Raw genomic sequence first — 16,339 nt, forward strand, 5'->3', positions numbered from 1 at the left:
CAAGGAATGGCTGCTCCATTAATTTCAGCGTGCGCTATCTCGCAAGGATTTTAAAAGATGCTCATAGTGTTCCTCAGCAAAACCTAAAGCCAAAATACGGTTATCCTGCACCAGAACAGGTCGCTTGATTAAGGAGGGGTTGGCGATAATAAAATCAATTTGTTGCAGACTGCTTAATCCTTCATAATGATCTTTGTATTTGCGGTACGTCGTTCCCTTCTTGTTAATCGGCAGCTCCCCGGCAAATTCACCCCAGAGCTTAATTTGCTCTTTTGTTGGCGGTGTTTTTTTGAAATCAATAAATTCGTAGACTACTTGATGATGTTCCAAAAATTTACGTGCTTTTTTAACGGTATCGCAATTGGGTATGGCAAACATTGAAATCATTTCTAATCCAAAGTACTTAAAATCAGGCTATATTATCGTTATCCTGATGTAATGCAACGAATTGTTTCTTCAAAACAGTTATCACGTCATCAAAGAATGAGAGACGGGGTTTTGTTCGTAATCATCCTTTTTATCAGGCAATCCTTGAGCGAGATGTCGAGCTATTCCTCGATGTTCTGATTGGGTAAAAATAGAGGCGCTTAACAAAGGGCTTTGCGAAGAACTGCTCGCACAAGAGGCGTCAGACTCAAATTCCCCTATTGCTTGCAGCTTAAGCGATGCGCATGACTCTACCAAGTCATGAAATTTTTTGTCATCTGGACCTTCATAAAATCCGCTAAGCTCCGCCCATAATTGCTCTTTGAGGGGCTCCTTAATTAACTCCCATAACGGTTCTTTTAATTGCTGAATTTCCCCCGTTGACTGACTGTAATCAGCTGCTGGCTTTAAAACCGCCCTACCTTGCAGGTACTGTAGGCAAACACCAGACAGAATTTTGATTTTTCGGGATTCAATTTCACGCTCTAATGCGGAGTCAAAATCAATAAACTCCTGAGTACAGGGGTCGTAAATAAATACATTTCCCTTATTCAGTTCATAATACCAGCCATGCACCTTCAAATCGCCTCTTTGTATTTTATCTAAAATAAGGGGATATGATTTTAAATGTTCCATTTGCTGCACAATATTCTTTTTGGTTGCCATTTCAAGTTCTTGCAGAGGGTCACGTAGTCCAGATGTTCTTGCCTCTTCAACAGCGTTTAATGCGGCTTGCGAATGAGAAAGCCAGGATGCAACAGAAGGTAAATGCTCTTCAATATGAGGTGTTAACAATCCTTTCATGGCACCGCAATTTGAATGCCCACAAATGATGACATCTTTTATATTCAGCACTTTAAAGGTGTATTCAAGCGCTGCAGTCTCGCTAAACGCAGAGGGATAAGGTGGAATAATATTCCCTATATTTCGGATGGTAAATAAATCGCCGGGATAAGCCTGGGTAATAAGACTAGGGACTATTCGTGAGTCAGAACAGGTAATAAAGAGTGTTTCAGGATTTTGCTCGCAACTGAGTTGTTCAAACAAAGTCTTCATTTCCTGAAATGATTTTTCTTTAAACCGAGATAATCCAAACAGCAACTCCATGAACATTATATTTCCATCTTTTTGATGAAGAAAAAATATCGTAAAGCTATGTTTCAATTTTGTAAATACGCTTATTGGGATTAGGCCACTCTAACTACAACATCAAATCAATCATCAAGGAATAAATAACCTCTTACTCTAAACCATCTGTTTACCCGTTTTGCATGGGATGCAGGCAAATTAGGCACGTCTTCAGTGTTCTACGATACCCGCAGAGCACGTGTAGGCACTATTACGCCCCTGGAAACAAATCATTTTTACTTAAATGAGCTTGTTGCATCGCTAGCCTATCATTTTGATTATGCCTAAATGATTTTTTTAGGGAGACCTGATTGGGCATGATTTTTAAAATCATAACCCGTTGATTTCAGCTACCTTCCGATAAAAATAAAACCTCAGCATTTACTAAAAATATAGAGCCTCAATCCACAGCAGAATTATCGAGGCTCTTGATTGGCTAACGAATTTGACGATTTTTTAGAGGATGGTTCAGGCTGTGCCTAGAAATCACTTGCGGGACAGAACATAAAAGTTCATTCAGGACAAGATGATTCATCCGATTAAATACCCTACATTTGCCCAGGACAACACGCAGTAAAGCAATTTAAAACCAAATCCGTATAACTTAAAATTCATTCCTGCAGAAAGCAGCATACCCGTGCAATACAAACTGCCTGAAACGGTACTTTTACAATCTAATTTTTTGTTTGAATATCTCATTAAAGCTCCTTGGGGAATATTAAATTGTGCTTGCTCATTTATCACGCCTCTACAGGATTTAGAAAAAGCCAGAATCGTGATGATTTCCATGGTGCATGGCGATTATCGTTTAGTTTCCTGTTTATTTCTATTGTTGTACGAAAATACCTGAGCTAGAATGAAAAACACACTATATTCAGGGTAGAATGTTATGTATAAGGATAAAAAACAGGTGTTAAAGCGCAGCATTGCTCTCATGATACTTCCTTTAATTACTCACTCGTCTTTAGCCGGCGAGGCAGTAACTAATGATTACTGGTGGCCCAAAAAGCTTGACCTAAGCCCTCTTCGTCAAAATGACGCTCGTTCAAATCCAGCCGGTTCCTCGTTCAATTATGCCCAAGAATTTAACAGTCTGGACTTGAATGCTGTTGTAGAGGATTTGAAACAACTGATGACTACATCTCAAGATTGGTGGCCTGCGGATTATGGTAATTACGGTCCATTCTTTATTCGGATGACCTGGCACAGCGCAGGTACCTATCGTGCCATAGATGGGCTTGGCGGTGCAGATGGCGGCTATCAACGTTTTGCCCCCCTAAACAGTTGGCCAGACAATGCCAATCTGGATAAAGCACGGCGACTGCTTTGGCCGGTGAAACAAAAATACGGCAACAAAATTTCCTGGGCAGATTTATTAGTGCTTGCTGGAAATGTCGCAGTAGATTCCATGGGATTTAAGACCCTGGGTTTTGCCGGTGGTCGTGTAGACGCCTGGGAGCCTGAGTACGTGAACTGGGGAGCAAAAGAATGGCTTGCCAGCAATCGTCTGGATGATGGGAAAGGCAATTTACCCAAACCTTTGGCGGCTACCCAAATGGGATTGATATACGTCAATCCGGAAGGTCCGAATGGAAACCCTGACCCTTTGGCAGCAGCCAAGGATATACGTGAAGCATTTGGCCGTATGGGAATGGATGACGAAGAAACTGTAGCGCTTATTGCTGGAGGACATGCCTTTGGTAAGGCGCATGGAGCAGCAAGCCCATCTCAATACGTGGGGCCAGCGCCCGAAGCTGCCAGTTTGGAAGAGCAAGGGTTAGGCTGGAAAAATACCTATCAAACCGGCAAAGGTGCAGATGCGATTACTAGCGGATTGGAAGGTGCCTGGACAGTAACACCAACTCATTGGTCACACAATTATCTACAAAATCTCTATCGTTTTACTTGGGTACAAACCAAAAGCCCAGGAGGCGCAATTCAATGGCAACCCAGTGACGCCAGCGCTGCTCAATTTGTTCCTGATGCTTATGTAGCCAATAAACGCCATGCTCCCATGATGTTTACAACCGATTTGGCTCTGCGATTCGATCCGGTCTATCAAAAAATTACCCAACGCTTCATGGAGCATCCCAAAGAGCTGGAACAAGCCTTTGCTAAAGCCTGGTTCAAATTATTACACCGAGATATGGGGCCAAGCTCTCGTTATTTAGGCTCTATGGTTCCTCAAGAGCAGTTCGTCTGGCAAGATCCTGTTCCGCCTGTAGACCATCAACTGGTCGATGCTCAAGATATAACGGCGCTTAAAGTTCAGGTATTAAATTCTGGACTGACTGTTCCTGAATTAATTCGCACTGCCTGGGCATCTGCATCAAGTTTTCGTGGCACTGATATGAGAGGCGGGGCAAATGGAGCACGAATTCGACTGGCACCACAAAAAGACTGGTTGGCCAATAACCCGGAAGAACTGACTCGAGTCCTTAACAAACTGGAACAGATACAGGGTAATTTTAATAAAGCGCAAACGGGCAATAAGAAAATATCACTTGCTGATCTCATCGTTCTGGCCGGTTCTGCTGCTTTGGAAAAAGCAGCAAAAGATGGAGGTAATCCCGTAGATGTTCCATTTACGCCAGGGCGAACTGATGCCTCGCAAGAACAAACTGACGTGCAGTCTTTTTCTTATTTGATGCCAACCGCTGATGGATTTCGTAATTATTATCAACAAGATAATACTCAATCTCCTGAAGAGTTATTAGTCAAAAAAGCAAGCCTGCTCAAATTGTCAGTACCTGAAATGACTGTTTTGGTTGGTGGTATGCGCGCTTTAAATGCGAATACAAAACAAACCGAATACGGAGTCTTCACAAAAAATCCGGGTGTATTAACCAATGACTTTTTTGTGAATCTGCTGGATATGTCAACAAAATGGCAAAAATCGTCCACCGATGGTCTTTATGAGGGTGTGGATACAAAAACAGGCCAAATAAAATGGAAAGCAACTGCAGCCGACCTAATCTTTGGATCCAACTCGGAGTTACGTGCTGTTGCTGAATTTTATGCAACTGATGGCATAAACAAACAATTTACTCAGGATTTTGTTAATGCTTGGGTAAAAGTAATGAATCTTGATCGTTTTGATCTGCAAAAAAAGCAAACTCAAGGCGCTTAGCTAAGACCCTCCTTTGTAGTATCAAAGATACCTAAGCAACCCTGCTGAAGCCGGGTTGCTTAGGATTTGGCTGGGTAGTTATCGAGGCGAATAATGCGTTCCTTGTTCGGCCTCAAGTGCTGACTCCATATTTTGTCTGTAAGAACTAATCAAGCTCGACAAGCGCTGCAGTTCTTCTTGTGCCTGATGTTTGGACAAAGTTCCTTCGGTTCGTTGGCGCGAAACCAATTCTTTTTGAGCCTCAAAATTTTGTATGGCATCATGAAAGTCTTGCGCTGTTAAGTGATAATCTTTAGAAAATTTTCGAAACATGGTTCTCTCTTTTGGTATATCGAGGTTATATAGTAACTCCTGCCTTTTTTAAGTTCAATTTATAATGGCTTTGCTTTTTTTGAATTAATGATGATCATTGCTTTTACAAACCCGTTGTATCTTTTCAGCCCAAAAAAACTGGTGCCTTAAACTAAACACTGGGACACTTTGGCTATGGGTTTCTGTTTTAAATTAATCAAAGGCCAATAACGATCTTAGTGCCAAGTTACCTTAAATGAATAACTATCCCAGCGTAATTCAGCAGAAGTGTGTTTGGATATTGAGGTGACTCCTGCCGGGGTTCCTGTATAAATAATATCTCCAGACTTTAAGGGAAAAAATTGGCTGATATAAACCAATAAATCCACGGGACACATCATCATATCCGAACCTTTAGCGCATTGCTTGAGAGTACCATTAATGAACAATTGGAATTCAACATTCAAGTACTCTTGAAACTGATGATAGGGAATCCATGGCCCCAAAACAGCAGCATCTGGAAAAACTTTGGCAGTAGTCCAGGGATGCCCCTGTTTTTTTAACTCGGACTGACGTGTTCTTAGAGTCATATCGAGGCCAAGAGTGACCTCTGAAATGGCATTACGGGCCTCTTCATAGGACATTTTATAGCCATCATGAGCGACGCGAAGTACAATTTCACATTCAGGCTGTACCGCATTATCTGCATTGGGCAAATCAAGATGGAGATGATCTCCCCAGGCAGGAGCTTGGTTGAGGACGCTGGATGGTTTTAAAAATAATACCGGTTGTTCTGGAATTGCGTCACCAAGCTCTCTGGCATGATCGAGATAATTTTTTCCGACACATACTATTTTATCAATAGACATAGAAATTTATACCTTTTTGCATACAGTTAATGAAGCTTGGCGTTTATTGCCTCTATAGTTTGCCAAAATTGTTCTATTGCTTCCGATTCAGGCATAAAGATTCTAGCAAAAAATCGTGAATAAACAGAACCAAAACCTGAGTACCTAAACTCTGAAGGTATGGGAATTATCGAATATCTTTTTGGCAATTAAAAATAGAATCAACGGTGCAATTTCAGGTCTGATAATATGACAGGGTAAACGCATCTAAACGTATTATCTAAGACCAATATGCCTACGTTCTGCGCTTTATGCGCAGAATCCAGATCTTAGCCTGCACTAAGATCGCATGGATCCTGCGCATAAAGCGCAGGACGTAGGCAAAAGGGTGGAGATTTATGTTCATAATTTAGATGCGTTTGCCCTGGATAATATGATTGGTGTCGTTTAAAAGCAATCGATAGTGATATACTAACAGCTTTGCTGATTTTACAATAAGTTGCCAGATCTCGTTTGGCTTAAGGATATTGCAACTTTTGGTGAATTGGTTGACATGTTGTATGGAGCACAACTAATCTATGAAGAAAACCATTTTTGATGATATTGATAATTTAGAAAAAGAAGCCGTTCTTTTTGGTCTAAAATGGGAAACCAAAGCCCAAATTATGGAACAAATTCGCAATGAGTGCCTGGAAATAGAAGAACATCTGGAATCAAAAGACAACAGAACAGCCTTGCAAGATGAAATAGGTGATCTACTGCATGCGGCCTTTTCTTTATGCACTTATTGCAACTTTGATACTGAGCTTACCCTCCGAAAAAGCCTGGATAAATTTGAACATCGTTTAAACGCTATGAAGGCCATTGCGAAAGAGCAAGGGTTAGAAAATCTACAAGGCAAATCATTTGATGAATTGATGCGCTATTGGAAATTGGCAAAACAAAGAACCTTAATTCCAGAAACCGCAAGTGTAAGTGGTACCAAAAAAACGCTCCAGCCATGAGAAAAGATCCAACAAAAAGAGTTGATTTTAAATAATGTCTGGTGTGGTCAATGCAGAGATGTATGCAGAATGAACCATCCAGTTGCCATAGAAAATGGCAACACAATTTCTCTTGCAGGCGAATGTGCACTATGCGGAGCAAAGGTTGCCAGGTATCTGGAAGAAGCATAAAAAATAATTATGCGGATCTTAGTAATATACCGTTTGCGAGGAACCAAACTTAAAAAACATTCTTATTCATTTAATTGTTAATGTATTTGTAAATTAAACCCATGTCCCAGTTTAACAAGGATCTTTGGTGGCCAGGAATGATTTTAACGATTGAGGCGGCGTCCATAACATTTACTATCTAATTGATTGATAATAAATAATTATTTGAATGTGATTTTTGAAAAAGCCCTCAAATAGGCACCTGTTTGTGGAGTGTTACCCTTGGAATTGAACCAAATTCCACATTTCCACAAAAGCAAAACTCAATACAGACTCCTCATGGTATCTTATTTCGGATAGAGCATTTCAGCAACCAAACAACATATAAGTCTGTGATCCTCAACATGAAAAATTGATGGATCAATACTATCCTGTTTTCCAATAAAAAATAACCATCCTTTCTGCTTGTCTCCACGTTTATCGGCTTCTATAGCTTCTAATCTGGCAATTTCTATTTCTTTAGTAACATAGTTTCGTTTTGCTGTTCCCCAGTCTTTCCAATTGATTCTGACTTTGTAAGAGCAGCTAAACCCTTTTTCTCCCCATTCACCAGCATTCAATTGAATATCTAAATGATCACTGTCTACAACCAGGGCTTTCCAACTAATAGGCGCATAAAAAATTTTTAGTTGTGGGTAAAGTATAATTTGATTTCTTTTAAGAGACCAAAAAACATATTGATAAGTATTACTCGAAATCCCCGGCACAGTTAAAGGAAGATCACGATCAAAGGGAAAATTGATAAATACACGGCAAATTTGTCGTATAGTTGATACAGTTCGACAATGGTCGTTATTCTCTGTATTGATTAGCTTAAATTGAATTGATTGAGATTCACTTATATGAGATGAACCCTTACAAATAGCAGCGACTACAGGGCGCTTGTCATGCAACACCAGTTTTCTTGGAAAATTGCCAGGGAAACCATCTTGAGTGGTAATACGCTCTTTTCTTGCTCGCTTAACTAACTCAATTTCACCATCAACATCACAATCAATTTTATGTCCTTGTTTTGCACTAAAATAAGGACGCTTTTTATTTTGTGGATGATATGAACAAGGAGTAACTATTGCATTACAACCTCTGCAAATATAATTATTAGCATTGATAGGCGATAGAAGCCATAACTGTTCAGCTTCAATGATTTTACCAGTAGATATATCGCGCGCAGAGTCCATATATTTCTTCTTATTATTACTATTATCAGCATCTTAAAATGTTCTTCTGTTTGCGAACAACGAACACCTGTGGTGAATATATCAAATAAATTTAAAGTTTACAAAAATATGGTATATAATTATAAATGTAAACTATGAGGATTGATCAATGTTAGGTAATCGAATTCAAAGAGCGCGAAAAGCATCAGGCTTGTCTCTGCGTAATTTGGGAGAGCAAATTGCGCTGAGCCATGCTGCTGTTAAAAAATATGAAGATAATGAGGTGACTCCTTCTTCAGATGTTCTTATCAAGCTGGCGAAGGCGCTTCACGTCAAAGTGGAGTATTTTTTTAGACCAGAGCGTTTTACTTTGAAAAACATCCAATACCGGAAGCACGCTGATATGCCCGCACACCAACTGGAAGAGATCAGTGCAATAGTATTAGATCAAATTGAACGCCGTGTTGAACTTGAAGGTTTATTCCCAACCCCACCAGTGCAACCATTTTCAATTAAGAACTTGCCTAAGATAATCAATCATTTTGATGACATTGAAAAGTTAGCAGACCAGATCCGCAGAAAATGGAATTTAGGCTCTGATCCTATTCCTGATTTAATCGATATATTTGAAGAGAATGGTATAAAAGTATTCCAACTTGACAATGAGCAATATCCAAAAATTGATGGACTTTATGTAAAGGTCAATGAAATTCCTATTTTCGTTGTTAGTAATCAAAGCCCTGGTGATCGGCAACGATTTACCTTAGCGCATGAACTAGGTCACCTTCTCTTAGATAGTCGTCTTGGGGATAATTTGGATATTGAGAGTTGCTGCAATAGATTTGCAGGTGCATTCCTGTTACCAAGACAGTCTCTTATAAACGTTTTAGGAGTACACCGTAATTCTATTGAACCACGTGAGCTAAGTTTGCTGAAGCAAGAATTTGGGATTAGTATGACCAGTATTCTGCACCGCGCGGAAGAAACTGGAATTATCTCTAATAATATTTATCGTCAAATACGTGCGGAATTTAATGATCGTGGATGGTCTAAAAAAGAACCAGGTGAACAATACCCTAAAGAAATAGCTCACATTTTTGAACAAATGATTTTTCATGCTATTGCTGAACAATATATTGGTGAATCTAAAGCCGCTGAACTAATGAATCTGCCGCTCGAATCATTTAGATCTTTGCGTGCTATGGAGAGCCAAGATGTTGCTTGTTATAAGTGATGCATGTGTATTAATTGATATTGAATGTGGCGATTTAACGAACTTAATGTTTAGCTTGTCATACCAATTTGCAGTACCCGATACCTTATTTGCTGAAGAGCTAGAGGAAAGACATGCTCACCTATCGCAGCTTGGATTAATATGTAAAACAATGAGTGGTGATTTAGTTGCAGAAGCTTACGGTCTTCATCAAAAATATGTGAGGCCAAGTGTTAACGATATGCTTGCACTAATACTTGCTAAACATGAGGGTTGCCAACTGTTAACGGGTGATAAAGCTCTGCGTGATGCAGCCAAAGATTTGAATGTTGAGGTACATGGCACTATATGGCTTGTTAAACAGATGCTTGCGGACAAGAAAATTACCGTTGAAGTTGCACGAGTTGCTTTTCAGCGAATGAGAGATTCTGGCAGTCGATTACCTTGGAGCGAGGTGGAGAAGTTATTAACTAACACGCAGTAATGATTTTGCTCTCAAGAAAATAGAGGGTCAGATCTTGCCCTTTGCCTCTCGCATATAATGTTGTTTTATAATTCTACTAATTCTTGAATAATGAAGCCCAAAATGTTTTCCAATTTCCTTCATAGAATACAATCCACTTTTATATAAACTATATATTGCCTCATCTCGATTGTCTGGCATTCGTTCATATTCTTCAATTGCAATGCCTTTAATTAAATCAGGTAAATGAGTCCTGGAAATATCTGTAAAATCAATTGTAGGCTTAACATAGCTCACTGCCCTGGAAATAAACTCATCCGAACCAAGATATATTTGATGCTTTAGATCAAGCAACGGACTTTTCTTACTTAAACCAGCATCAACGAATTGTTCATAGTTTATTAATGCCTCTGATTTAATAGAACCAAATGATGATAAAAGCCAATCAACAGTCAGCCATGATGGAACTGATGCTCTACCACTTGTTGCTAAATAACTACTCCAATGCCACTCACCTGCCTTTTCAACCATCTTTGCTCTAACAGGATTTAATACTAGGTAACGTGACAACTCCAATAGACAACTGTCTTTCTCAACCAGTATAGATTTATAGCGACCTTGCAGGACATGCCCAATACGCTTGTGTGATGTATTAAATTTCTGAGTGGATACACCGTTTTGGTAACGCATTCCTTTTGAAAGATTACCGAGCGGAGTTTCAATCAGTAAATGGTAATGATTTGTCATTAGACAATACGAATGGCATAACCACTGGTATTTTAAACAAACATCACCCAAAATAGATAAAAAATTTTCTCTGTCTTCATCTGATAAATAGATCGCCTCTTTTCTATTTCCTCGACTGGTGATGTGATAGAGCCCACCAGCAAACTCAATGCGCAAAGGTCTTGCCATCGCTAATCCTGGACTTGCTTGATTCCTTTTGAAAGAAAATTAATGCACTGGGAAATAATTATCAAGAGTTAATTCCAAGCTTGATGACATTTATGGATTAAGGCAAAAAGCAAGATCTGACCCCTCGGTGTGGTTAATTGTCCCTTAGTTTACAAATTGGTGCCATTATAAATTTTTTTATTAATTAAAGAAAGCGGCATTTCCTTTATTAAGGATATTGCTTAATAAAGATCTTTACGTTAAATTAATTGTTAATTAAATGAACCTCTATTTATTTTATTAATGGACAAAGATGACTGCATATATTGAGAGAGTGGGTGAACAGATTCAAAGTTCAGTAGCGGGAGAAATTTACGCAGCATATGTACCAAAACCGCTTTCCCCTTATCCACCGATTGAAATGGATAAAATATATCCGCTCCTTGATCAAGCAAATATCGCCCTAGGTCGATTAGATGGTTTAAGTATTATTTTACCCGATCCATCATTATTTCTATACATGTACATAAGAAAGGAAGCTGTTTTATCCTCTCAAATAGAGGGAACTCAGTCATCTTTATCAGATTTATTATTATATGAAAATCAGGAAGTTTCTGGTGTACCTAATCAAGATGTTATAGAGGTTTCTAATTATGTAGCAGCAATGGAGCATGGCCTAGAGCGTATCAAAGGGGGATTCCCTCTTTCATTAAGACTGATTCGTGAAATGCATGAAATGTTATTAAGCCGAGGCCGTGGCAGCTCTAAACAACCTGGTGAATTTCGTTGCTCACAAAATTGGATTGGTGGCACACGACCTGGTAATGCTAAATTTGTTCCCCCTCCTCCAGAAAGATTAATGGAGACTTTAGACTCTCTGGAAAAATTCCTACACGATGAGACAATTAAATTACCCACCTTAATTAAAGCTGCTCTTGCACATCATCAATTTGAAACTATCCATCCCTTTTTAGACGGGAATGGCCGTTTAGGACGGCTGCTCATAACCTTTATTTTATGTGTAGATGGAATAATGGCTCAACCGATGCTGTATTTAAGTCTCTACTTTAAAGCTAACCGCCAACATTATTACGAGCATCTACAGCTTGTCAGGGATTCAGGAGACTGGGAAGAATGGTTGCAATTTTTCCTTAAGGGCGTAATCGAAACGGCAAATCAGGCTGTCACTACAGCTCAATCAATTCTTAGGCTTTTTAAAGAAGATAGACTGCATATAGAATCTGCGGGGAAATCATCTGCATCAATGTTAGTTGTGCATTATTATTTGCAGAGACATCCTACAGCTAATAGCAAAAGGATTGTAGAAAATTGTAATCTTTCATTACCAACAGCCAATAGCTCTCTAAAACAATTAGTCACGCTTGGCATAGTAAAAGAGAGCACTGGCAAGGCTCGAAATAAAATCTATGTGTATCAAAAATACCTTGATATCTTAAGTGAAGGTGCGACCCCTTTACCCGTTTAAATTCTCTAGCAAGCGAATCCTGGTTGCTTGCAACCAGGATTTGTCCAAATTATCTTTGGTTGAATCGGGGCAAACATTCCCAGACCCATAAGGTTTTTTATTAGGCTACGCTCGCTGATTAAAAAAGTAATACCGGTCTGGTAGTTATGGTTAACAATATTTGAAAGATTTAAAAACGCAGGTAGAAGATATGAACACAATAGTATCAATTGAAAAAGTCATTAAGAAAATTCCAAGAGGAAGGATTTTTTTTGTGGACTCAATTTATAAGAAGTATCCAATTAAGCTTGTGCAACGTGTTTTATTGCGGTTAGTAAAAAACAATGAAGTGGGTACTATATGTCGTGGTATATATTTTAGACCAGAAAAAAATCGCTTTCTGACCGATCGTCCAATTCCGCCAAGTACAGACAAAATCATAAAAGCTGTGTCTAAGAAAACAGGTGAAACAATAACGGTTCATCCTGCTGTAGCTCTGAATCAGATTGGTCTTAGTACGCAAATCCCTGTTCGCAAAATTTACTATACGACTGGTCGCTCACGTTATATCAAGATTAATAGTGAAAATAGAATTAAACTTGTGCATGTAAGTCCTAGAAAAATAGTCATGCCAAATACAGTAACATGTCATGTGGTTACTGCCTTGTGGCATGAGGGTAAGGAATATTGTTGATTTCCTCAAAAAGGGAGAAACTCTCCCAGAGGATTACCGATTTCGCTTATTCAATTCTTGCCATAAATCCGAATTAATTTGGCCAGGTAAAAATAACAACATCTGTAAAGCAGAATTGCCAATTTAAGACGTCATTAGTTACTGACAAAGTAAACCAATTTTAAATACTACCTGCTTTCTCGATAACAAGTATTCTCGCAATCCCTTGTGGATGAGCTACGTGCTCGCACCCTTCTTTCAAATAACATATATCTCCGACCTTTAATTCTTTTTGATTTTCTATCCCCCCCTCAAGGTAGTGCATAATTACGTGCCCTTCCAGAACGACAAAAACTTCATCTCCATCATTTTTATGCCAAACGTATGGTTGATCTGTCCAATGCAGTCTAATGGTCGCACCAGATATTTGAGCAATATCCAGTGCCTGCCAAGCAAAATCGCCAGTAAATAATGATGATTTGATTATTTGCATAATCCTCAAGTATTCCGATAAAAATTTTTAGTATAATACCGAAATTCAAAATTTTCTCCGGGTTATTTGGTTAGGCAGTGAATTTCGTCACTGAGTTCGACGGCTGGCCTAGGTCTGGTGATCAGTATTTCTGGATTTATATATTCAATATTATATTCAAGTAAGCCGCCATGACATTCTGGTGTGATCGCTATCACTAGAGGAACGTCTTTTTTGTTAACAGCCTCTAGTTGCATCATGGACGTACCTGTCATTGCGTCACAGAGTATATTGAATTTTCCAATTAAGTGTTCAGTTTTCAAAGGAGTAGAATTTGCTAGGATCAAATGATAGTCAACTAGAAGTTTATTGCGTTTCCTTGTAGCTTTTAATAAACCACCAGCATGATCAGCACAAATCTCTATCGCTAATGATTGAGTTTCACTAAACTGTATTATATTTCTATTGGTACCGGGCTGAAAAAACGTACTGCCTTGCACAAATGGAGCACGAACAATTGAGCTATTGGGTAAAGTATATTCAAAAGTAGGAAAGCGCTTATCCACTGTATTCAATATTATTCCCTCTCTGAATAGATAACAAACATTCCGTACTACAATAATTTTGTCTTCAGAGCTTTTAATTTTAGACCTATCGGGATAAGTAATTAAATTATCTTCTTCAATGGTATAAGGTTTCTTGATGTGAGAGTCGTCTTGAAAACGTTGCGCAATTTTTTTCAGCTTAGGTAACACATCTTCATCATGATATTCTTTAGAGAAGGCGTACGGAAAAATGATAACAGAATTTGGGTTTAACAGAGTAAATTCTTTTAAACTCTCCTAGATCAATAGATGTTCTTCATAATCAATAACTTGCGAATTGGTATCGTCTATTCGAGTGATTGCATTTTCATGACTGACCAAAATGATCCTCGCATTAGGAAATCTTTGTTTTGCTAGGTCGTATTTCTGTTGAAAAATATTCACGTATAACTGCATTTTTTCGGTGAACGAAGTAAATTTTGGACTGGTTTCGTCAGAAAGTTTGGAGAAATTAAAACTCAATATAATAGTTTTCATGCAAGCTCTAAATCTAAGTAAAGTTAATATGGATATGACTATATTTTAACCAAATTTAGATTTTGTTACAAATTAATTATACACCACAATGGTTTTTTAATTTGAGGATTGTATTATAATAGGACAATACTGGCTCTATATATTTGATCTCGAGGCAATATAAGAAGCAAGATACTGTCTTTAAAAGCAAGCAACCTTTTAATGAAAATTTTGCTTGCTTTTAAAGACAGTATCTACGCTTGCTGAGTTTTGTTTTGAAAAAAAATTTTTTAATTAATTTCAACATATTAATTTCCCTTATAAAAATAAATAAAAAAAGTGTTGACCTTAACGTTACGTCATCTTTTATTGTGTGTTTAGTCAGTTAGAGGAATACCTAATGTCTTACACGGTTAATAAATTAGCTCGTATCTCCGGAGTTAGTGCTCGCACCCTTCGCTTTTATGATGAAATTGGATTATTAAAACCAGCCTTTTATGGCGATAACCAATATCGTTACTATAAGGAAGAGCAGCTCCTGATGTTACAACAAATTTTATTTTTTCGTGAGCTTGGTTTCCCTCTTTCCGATATTCAACAGATTTTGAGCACTAATGATTTTGATAAAATTGAATCATTAAAAGCCCATAAATCCAGGCTTCAATCTGATATAGATCGGACTAAAACTCTGCTAAAGACGATTGATAAAACTATTAAGTATTTAAAAGGTGAAACAAAAATGAAAAACGCAGAATTATATTATGGCTTTGATTCTGAAAAACAGAAGGAGCATGAAAAATATCTTGTTAAAGAGGGTATTGTTACTCAAGAGTTTTTGAATAAATGTAACGAGAATGTTAAAAATTGGAGTAATAAAGAAAAGAATGCCTTTATACAAGACATAGAACGCATTATGGATGAGGTTATTGCAGCCATTGAAAAGGAGGCAGCTCCATCCGATAGAAGTGTTCAAGCTCTAATGAAGCAACATTATGTATGGCTTGAGCGGACATGGACACCTAGCCATGCAAGCTATCTTGGACTAACTGAGCTTTATCAAACACCCGAGTTTAGAAAATTTTACGATACAAGACATCCTAAATTGCTTGAATTTATGGTGGAGGCGATGAAAATATTTGCAGAACATGAGTTATCTTAGATAAATATCCTGCCGAACATTCGGCAGGTCTTTTTAAAGATGCATAATAAGATGCTAATTACAATGTTTCACTCAGTACTTGGTCAATCATTCGTCTAGCGAACTTTGCTAAAACAGGATTTGAGTTTTTATAATAAGGCAGCATAATAACCGCTATTGACAAAGCCCATCCACGTCCTCTTTCCCAAGTATCATCATCAATCTGGTCTAGATTTTCTCTAAATATTTTTCTTGAGTTGGCATTAGGTAAGCTCCAAGCAATAATAAGATCACAAACAGGGTCGCCATTACCAACGTCAGCAAGCGTAGATACTGTCTTTGGACAGTCAATATGGTGGAGGCGGCGGGAATCGAACCCGCGTCCGCAAATCCTCTGCCTTCAGCTCTACATGCGTAGCCTTGTCTTTTGATTTAACTGTGCATTCTCCGACAGGCAGGATACTACACAGCGATTCCCTGAGTTTCGCACCTTAATTCGGGATGGATTAAGACACTAGCTTATCTCTTATGACCGTTGATTCGATACCGATAAGCGGGCTCGGTCGAACGGGATACTGGGTTTATTGGCCAGTACACAGTGATGGTTCAACTAAAGTGCTTATTAGGCAGCGATAGCTTCTCCACCAGCAAAGTTTTCATCGTTTGCGTTTATATTTAGTTGAGTCTGATTTACGAGAGTTCTCATTCTCGGCATGCACCTCTGGTTTTGTAACCCACGTCGAAGCCAGGTCGCCCCCAATTCGTA

The 16,339-nt window shown here is 38.5% G+C and carries 17 protein-coding genes and 1 other RNA gene; 7 read left to right on the forward strand and 11 right to left on the reverse strand.

The window, feature by feature from the left end; all coding sequences use genetic code 11:
- Positions 1-24: 24 nt before the first annotated feature.
- From Lwor_RS02755 to Lwor_RS02765, 3 genes are all read right to left on the reverse strand, one after another.
- Complete coding sequence (locus Lwor_RS02755) at positions 25-387, reverse strand: arsenate reductase family protein (RefSeq protein WP_058492375.1); 363 nt, start codon at positions 385-387, stop codon at positions 25-27.
- A gap of 81 nt (positions 388-468) precedes the next feature.
- Positions 469-1,539, reverse strand: a complete 1,071-nt coding sequence (locus Lwor_RS02760; RefSeq protein ID WP_058492376.1) for a carbonic anhydrase — start codon at positions 1,537-1,539, stop codon at positions 469-471.
- Positions 1,540-2,085: 546 nt separating this feature from the next.
- A complete protein-coding gene (locus tag Lwor_RS02765) occupies positions 2,086-2,253 on the reverse strand; it encodes a hypothetical protein (RefSeq protein WP_157063121.1) in 168 nt (55 codons plus the stop codon).
- A gap of 235 nt (positions 2,254-2,488) precedes the next feature.
- On the opposite strand from Lwor_RS02765, the gene katG reads away from it, so the two are divergent.
- Positions 2,489-4,684 carry a catalase/peroxidase HPI gene (gene katG, locus Lwor_RS02770; RefSeq protein WP_058492460.1) on the forward strand — a complete coding sequence of 732 codons (2,196 nt, stop codon included), beginning with the start codon at positions 2,489-2,491 and terminating at the stop codon, positions 4,682-4,684.
- Positions 4,685-4,762: 78 nt separating this feature from the next.
- Here katG and Lwor_RS02775 read toward each other — a convergent pair whose 3' ends face one another.
- Together Lwor_RS02775 and Lwor_RS02780 are read right to left on the reverse strand one after the other, a co-directional pair.
- Positions 4,763-4,996, reverse strand: a complete 234-nt coding sequence (locus tag Lwor_RS02775; RefSeq protein WP_058492378.1) for a hypothetical protein — start codon at positions 4,994-4,996, stop codon at positions 4,763-4,765.
- 215 nt (positions 4,997-5,211) lie between these two features.
- Positions 5,212-5,844: a fumarylacetoacetate hydrolase family protein gene (locus Lwor_RS02780; protein WP_058492379.1), complete on the reverse strand. Its 633-nt coding sequence runs from the start codon at positions 5,842-5,844 to the stop codon at positions 5,212-5,214.
- A gap of 557 nt (positions 5,845-6,401) precedes the next feature.
- On the opposite strand from Lwor_RS02780, the gene Lwor_RS02785 reads away from it, so the two are divergent.
- Complete coding sequence (locus Lwor_RS02785) at positions 6,402-6,827, forward strand: MazG nucleotide pyrophosphohydrolase domain-containing protein (RefSeq protein ID WP_058492380.1); 426 nt, start codon at positions 6,402-6,404, stop codon at positions 6,825-6,827.
- A gap of 497 nt (positions 6,828-7,324) precedes the next feature.
- On the opposite strand, the gene Lwor_RS13995 is transcribed toward Lwor_RS02785, so the two are convergent.
- A complete protein-coding gene (locus Lwor_RS13995) occupies positions 7,325-8,215 on the reverse strand; it encodes a hypothetical protein (protein WP_065235832.1) in 891 nt (296 codons plus the stop codon).
- A 148-nt stretch (positions 8,216-8,363) separates the two neighbouring features.
- Between Lwor_RS13995 and Lwor_RS02795 the strand changes: the two genes are divergently transcribed.
- A complete protein-coding gene (locus Lwor_RS02795) occupies positions 8,364-9,428 on the forward strand; it encodes a helix-turn-helix domain-containing protein (RefSeq protein ID WP_058492381.1) in 1,065 nt (354 codons plus the stop codon).
- A complete protein-coding gene (locus Lwor_RS02800; RefSeq protein WP_058492382.1) occupies positions 9,409-9,891 on the forward strand; it encodes a PIN domain-containing protein in 483 nt (160 codons plus the stop codon). Before Lwor_RS02795 ends, Lwor_RS02800 begins: the two co-directional genes overlap by 20 nt.
- A gap of 27 nt (positions 9,892-9,918) precedes the next feature.
- On the opposite strand, the gene Lwor_RS02805 is transcribed toward Lwor_RS02800, so the two are convergent.
- Positions 9,919-10,785 (reverse strand): transposase, encoded by an 867-nt coding sequence (locus tag Lwor_RS02805; RefSeq protein WP_058492383.1) that lies wholly within the window; start codon positions 10,783-10,785, stop codon positions 9,919-9,921.
- Between the two features lie 292 nt (positions 10,786-11,077).
- Between Lwor_RS02805 and Lwor_RS14050 the strand changes: the two genes are divergently transcribed.
- Together Lwor_RS14050 and Lwor_RS02815 are read left to right on the forward strand one after the other, a co-directional pair.
- Positions 11,078-12,250 (forward strand): Fic family protein, encoded by a 1,173-nt coding sequence (locus tag Lwor_RS14050; protein WP_083501565.1) that lies wholly within the window; start codon positions 11,078-11,080, stop codon positions 12,248-12,250.
- Between the two features lie 190 nt (positions 12,251-12,440).
- The gene (locus tag Lwor_RS02815; protein ID WP_058492384.1) at positions 12,441-12,923 is read left to right on the forward strand and encodes a DUF6088 family protein; all 483 of its coding nucleotides are present in this window, start codon (positions 12,441-12,443) and stop codon (positions 12,921-12,923) included.
- A 160-nt stretch (positions 12,924-13,083) separates the two neighbouring features.
- Here Lwor_RS02815 and Lwor_RS02820 read toward each other — a convergent pair whose 3' ends face one another.
- The 3 genes from Lwor_RS02820 to Lwor_RS02830 form a co-directional block, all read right to left on the reverse strand.
- On the reverse strand, positions 13,084-13,395 hold the full coding sequence (locus tag Lwor_RS02820; RefSeq protein ID WP_058492385.1) for a cupin domain-containing protein: 312 nt from the start codon (positions 13,393-13,395) through the stop codon (positions 13,084-13,086).
- Between the two features lie 62 nt (positions 13,396-13,457).
- Positions 13,458-14,129, reverse strand: coding sequence for a hypothetical protein (locus Lwor_RS02825; RefSeq protein WP_058492386.1), 672 nt, complete (start codon positions 14,127-14,129; stop codon positions 13,458-13,460).
- An 87-nt stretch (positions 14,130-14,216) separates the two neighbouring features.
- Entirely contained in the window at positions 14,217-14,456 is a 240-nt protein-coding gene (locus tag Lwor_RS02830; protein ID WP_058492387.1) for a hypothetical protein, read from the reverse strand.
- Positions 14,457-14,835: 379 nt separating this feature from the next.
- Here Lwor_RS02830 and Lwor_RS02835 point away from each other — a divergent pair, with 379 nt between their 5' ends.
- Positions 14,836-15,594, forward strand: coding sequence for a MerR family transcriptional regulator (locus tag Lwor_RS02835; protein ID WP_058492388.1), 759 nt, complete (start codon positions 14,836-14,838; stop codon positions 15,592-15,594).
- 332 nt (positions 15,595-15,926) lie between these two features.
- Here the strand turns inward: Lwor_RS02835 and ssrA are convergent.
- Positions 15,927-16,331, reverse strand: a transfer-messenger RNA (tmRNA) gene (gene ssrA / locus Lwor_RS13295).
- Positions 16,332-16,339: the final 8 nt, after the last annotated feature.

Origin of the sequence: Legionella worsleiensis, assembly GCF_001467535.1 — a bacterium.
Lineage (GTDB): Bacteria > Pseudomonadota > Gammaproteobacteria > Legionellales > Legionellaceae > Legionella > Legionella worsleiensis.

What these genes read in the sequence shown, in the direction of transcription:
- Lwor_RS02775 (WP_058492378.1), bottom strand. Translation starts at nt 4,996, where the DNA reads ATGTTTCGAAAATTTTCTAAAGATTATCACTTAACAGCGCAAGACTTT.
- Lwor_RS14050 (WP_083501565.1), top strand. Translation starts at nt 11,078, where the DNA reads ATGACTGCATATATTGAGAGAGTGGGTGAACAGATTCAAAGTTCAGTA.
- Lwor_RS02785 (WP_058492380.1), top strand. Translation starts at nt 6,402, where the DNA reads ATGAAGAAAACCATTTTTGATGATATTGATAATTTAGAAAAAGAAGCC.
- Lwor_RS02800 (WP_058492382.1), top strand. Translation starts at nt 9,409, where the DNA reads ATGTTGCTTGTTATAAGTGATGCATGTGTATTAATTGATATTGAATGT.
- Lwor_RS02765 (WP_157063121.1), bottom strand. Translation starts at nt 2,253, where the DNA reads ATGAGATATTCAAACAAAAAATTAGATTGTAAAAGTACCGTTTCAGGC.
- Lwor_RS02760 (WP_058492376.1), bottom strand. Translation starts at nt 1,539, where the DNA reads ATGTTCATGGAGTTGCTGTTTGGATTATCTCGGTTTAAAGAAAAATCA.
- Lwor_RS02755 (WP_058492375.1), bottom strand. Translation starts at nt 387, where the DNA reads ATGATTTCAATGTTTGCCATACCCAATTGCGATACCGTTAAAAAAGCA.
- Lwor_RS02835 (WP_058492388.1), top strand. Translation starts at nt 14,836, where the DNA reads ATGTCTTACACGGTTAATAAATTAGCTCGTATCTCCGGAGTTAGTGCT.
- Lwor_RS02830 (WP_058492387.1), bottom strand. Translation starts at nt 14,456, where the DNA reads ATGAAAACTATTATATTGAGTTTTAATTTCTCCAAACTTTCTGACGAA.
- Lwor_RS02805 (WP_058492383.1), bottom strand. Translation starts at nt 10,785, where the DNA reads ATGGCAAGACCTTTGCGCATTGAGTTTGCTGGTGGGCTCTATCACATC.
- Lwor_RS02815 (WP_058492384.1), top strand. Translation starts at nt 12,441, where the DNA reads ATGAACACAATAGTATCAATTGAAAAAGTCATTAAGAAAATTCCAAGA.
- Lwor_RS13995 (WP_065235832.1), bottom strand. Translation starts at nt 8,215, where the DNA reads ATGGACTCTGCGCGCGATATATCTACTGGTAAAATCATTGAAGCTGAA.
- Lwor_RS02820 (WP_058492385.1), bottom strand. Translation starts at nt 13,395, where the DNA reads ATGCAAATAATCAAATCATCATTATTTACTGGCGATTTTGCTTGGCAG.
- Lwor_RS02795 (WP_058492381.1), top strand. Translation starts at nt 8,364, where the DNA reads ATGTTAGGTAATCGAATTCAAAGAGCGCGAAAAGCATCAGGCTTGTCT.
- katG (WP_058492460.1), top strand. Translation starts at nt 2,489, where the DNA reads ATGATACTTCCTTTAATTACTCACTCGTCTTTAGCCGGCGAGGCAGTA.
- Lwor_RS02780 (WP_058492379.1), bottom strand. Translation starts at nt 5,844, where the DNA reads ATGTCTATTGATAAAATAGTATGTGTCGGAAAAAATTATCTCGATCAT.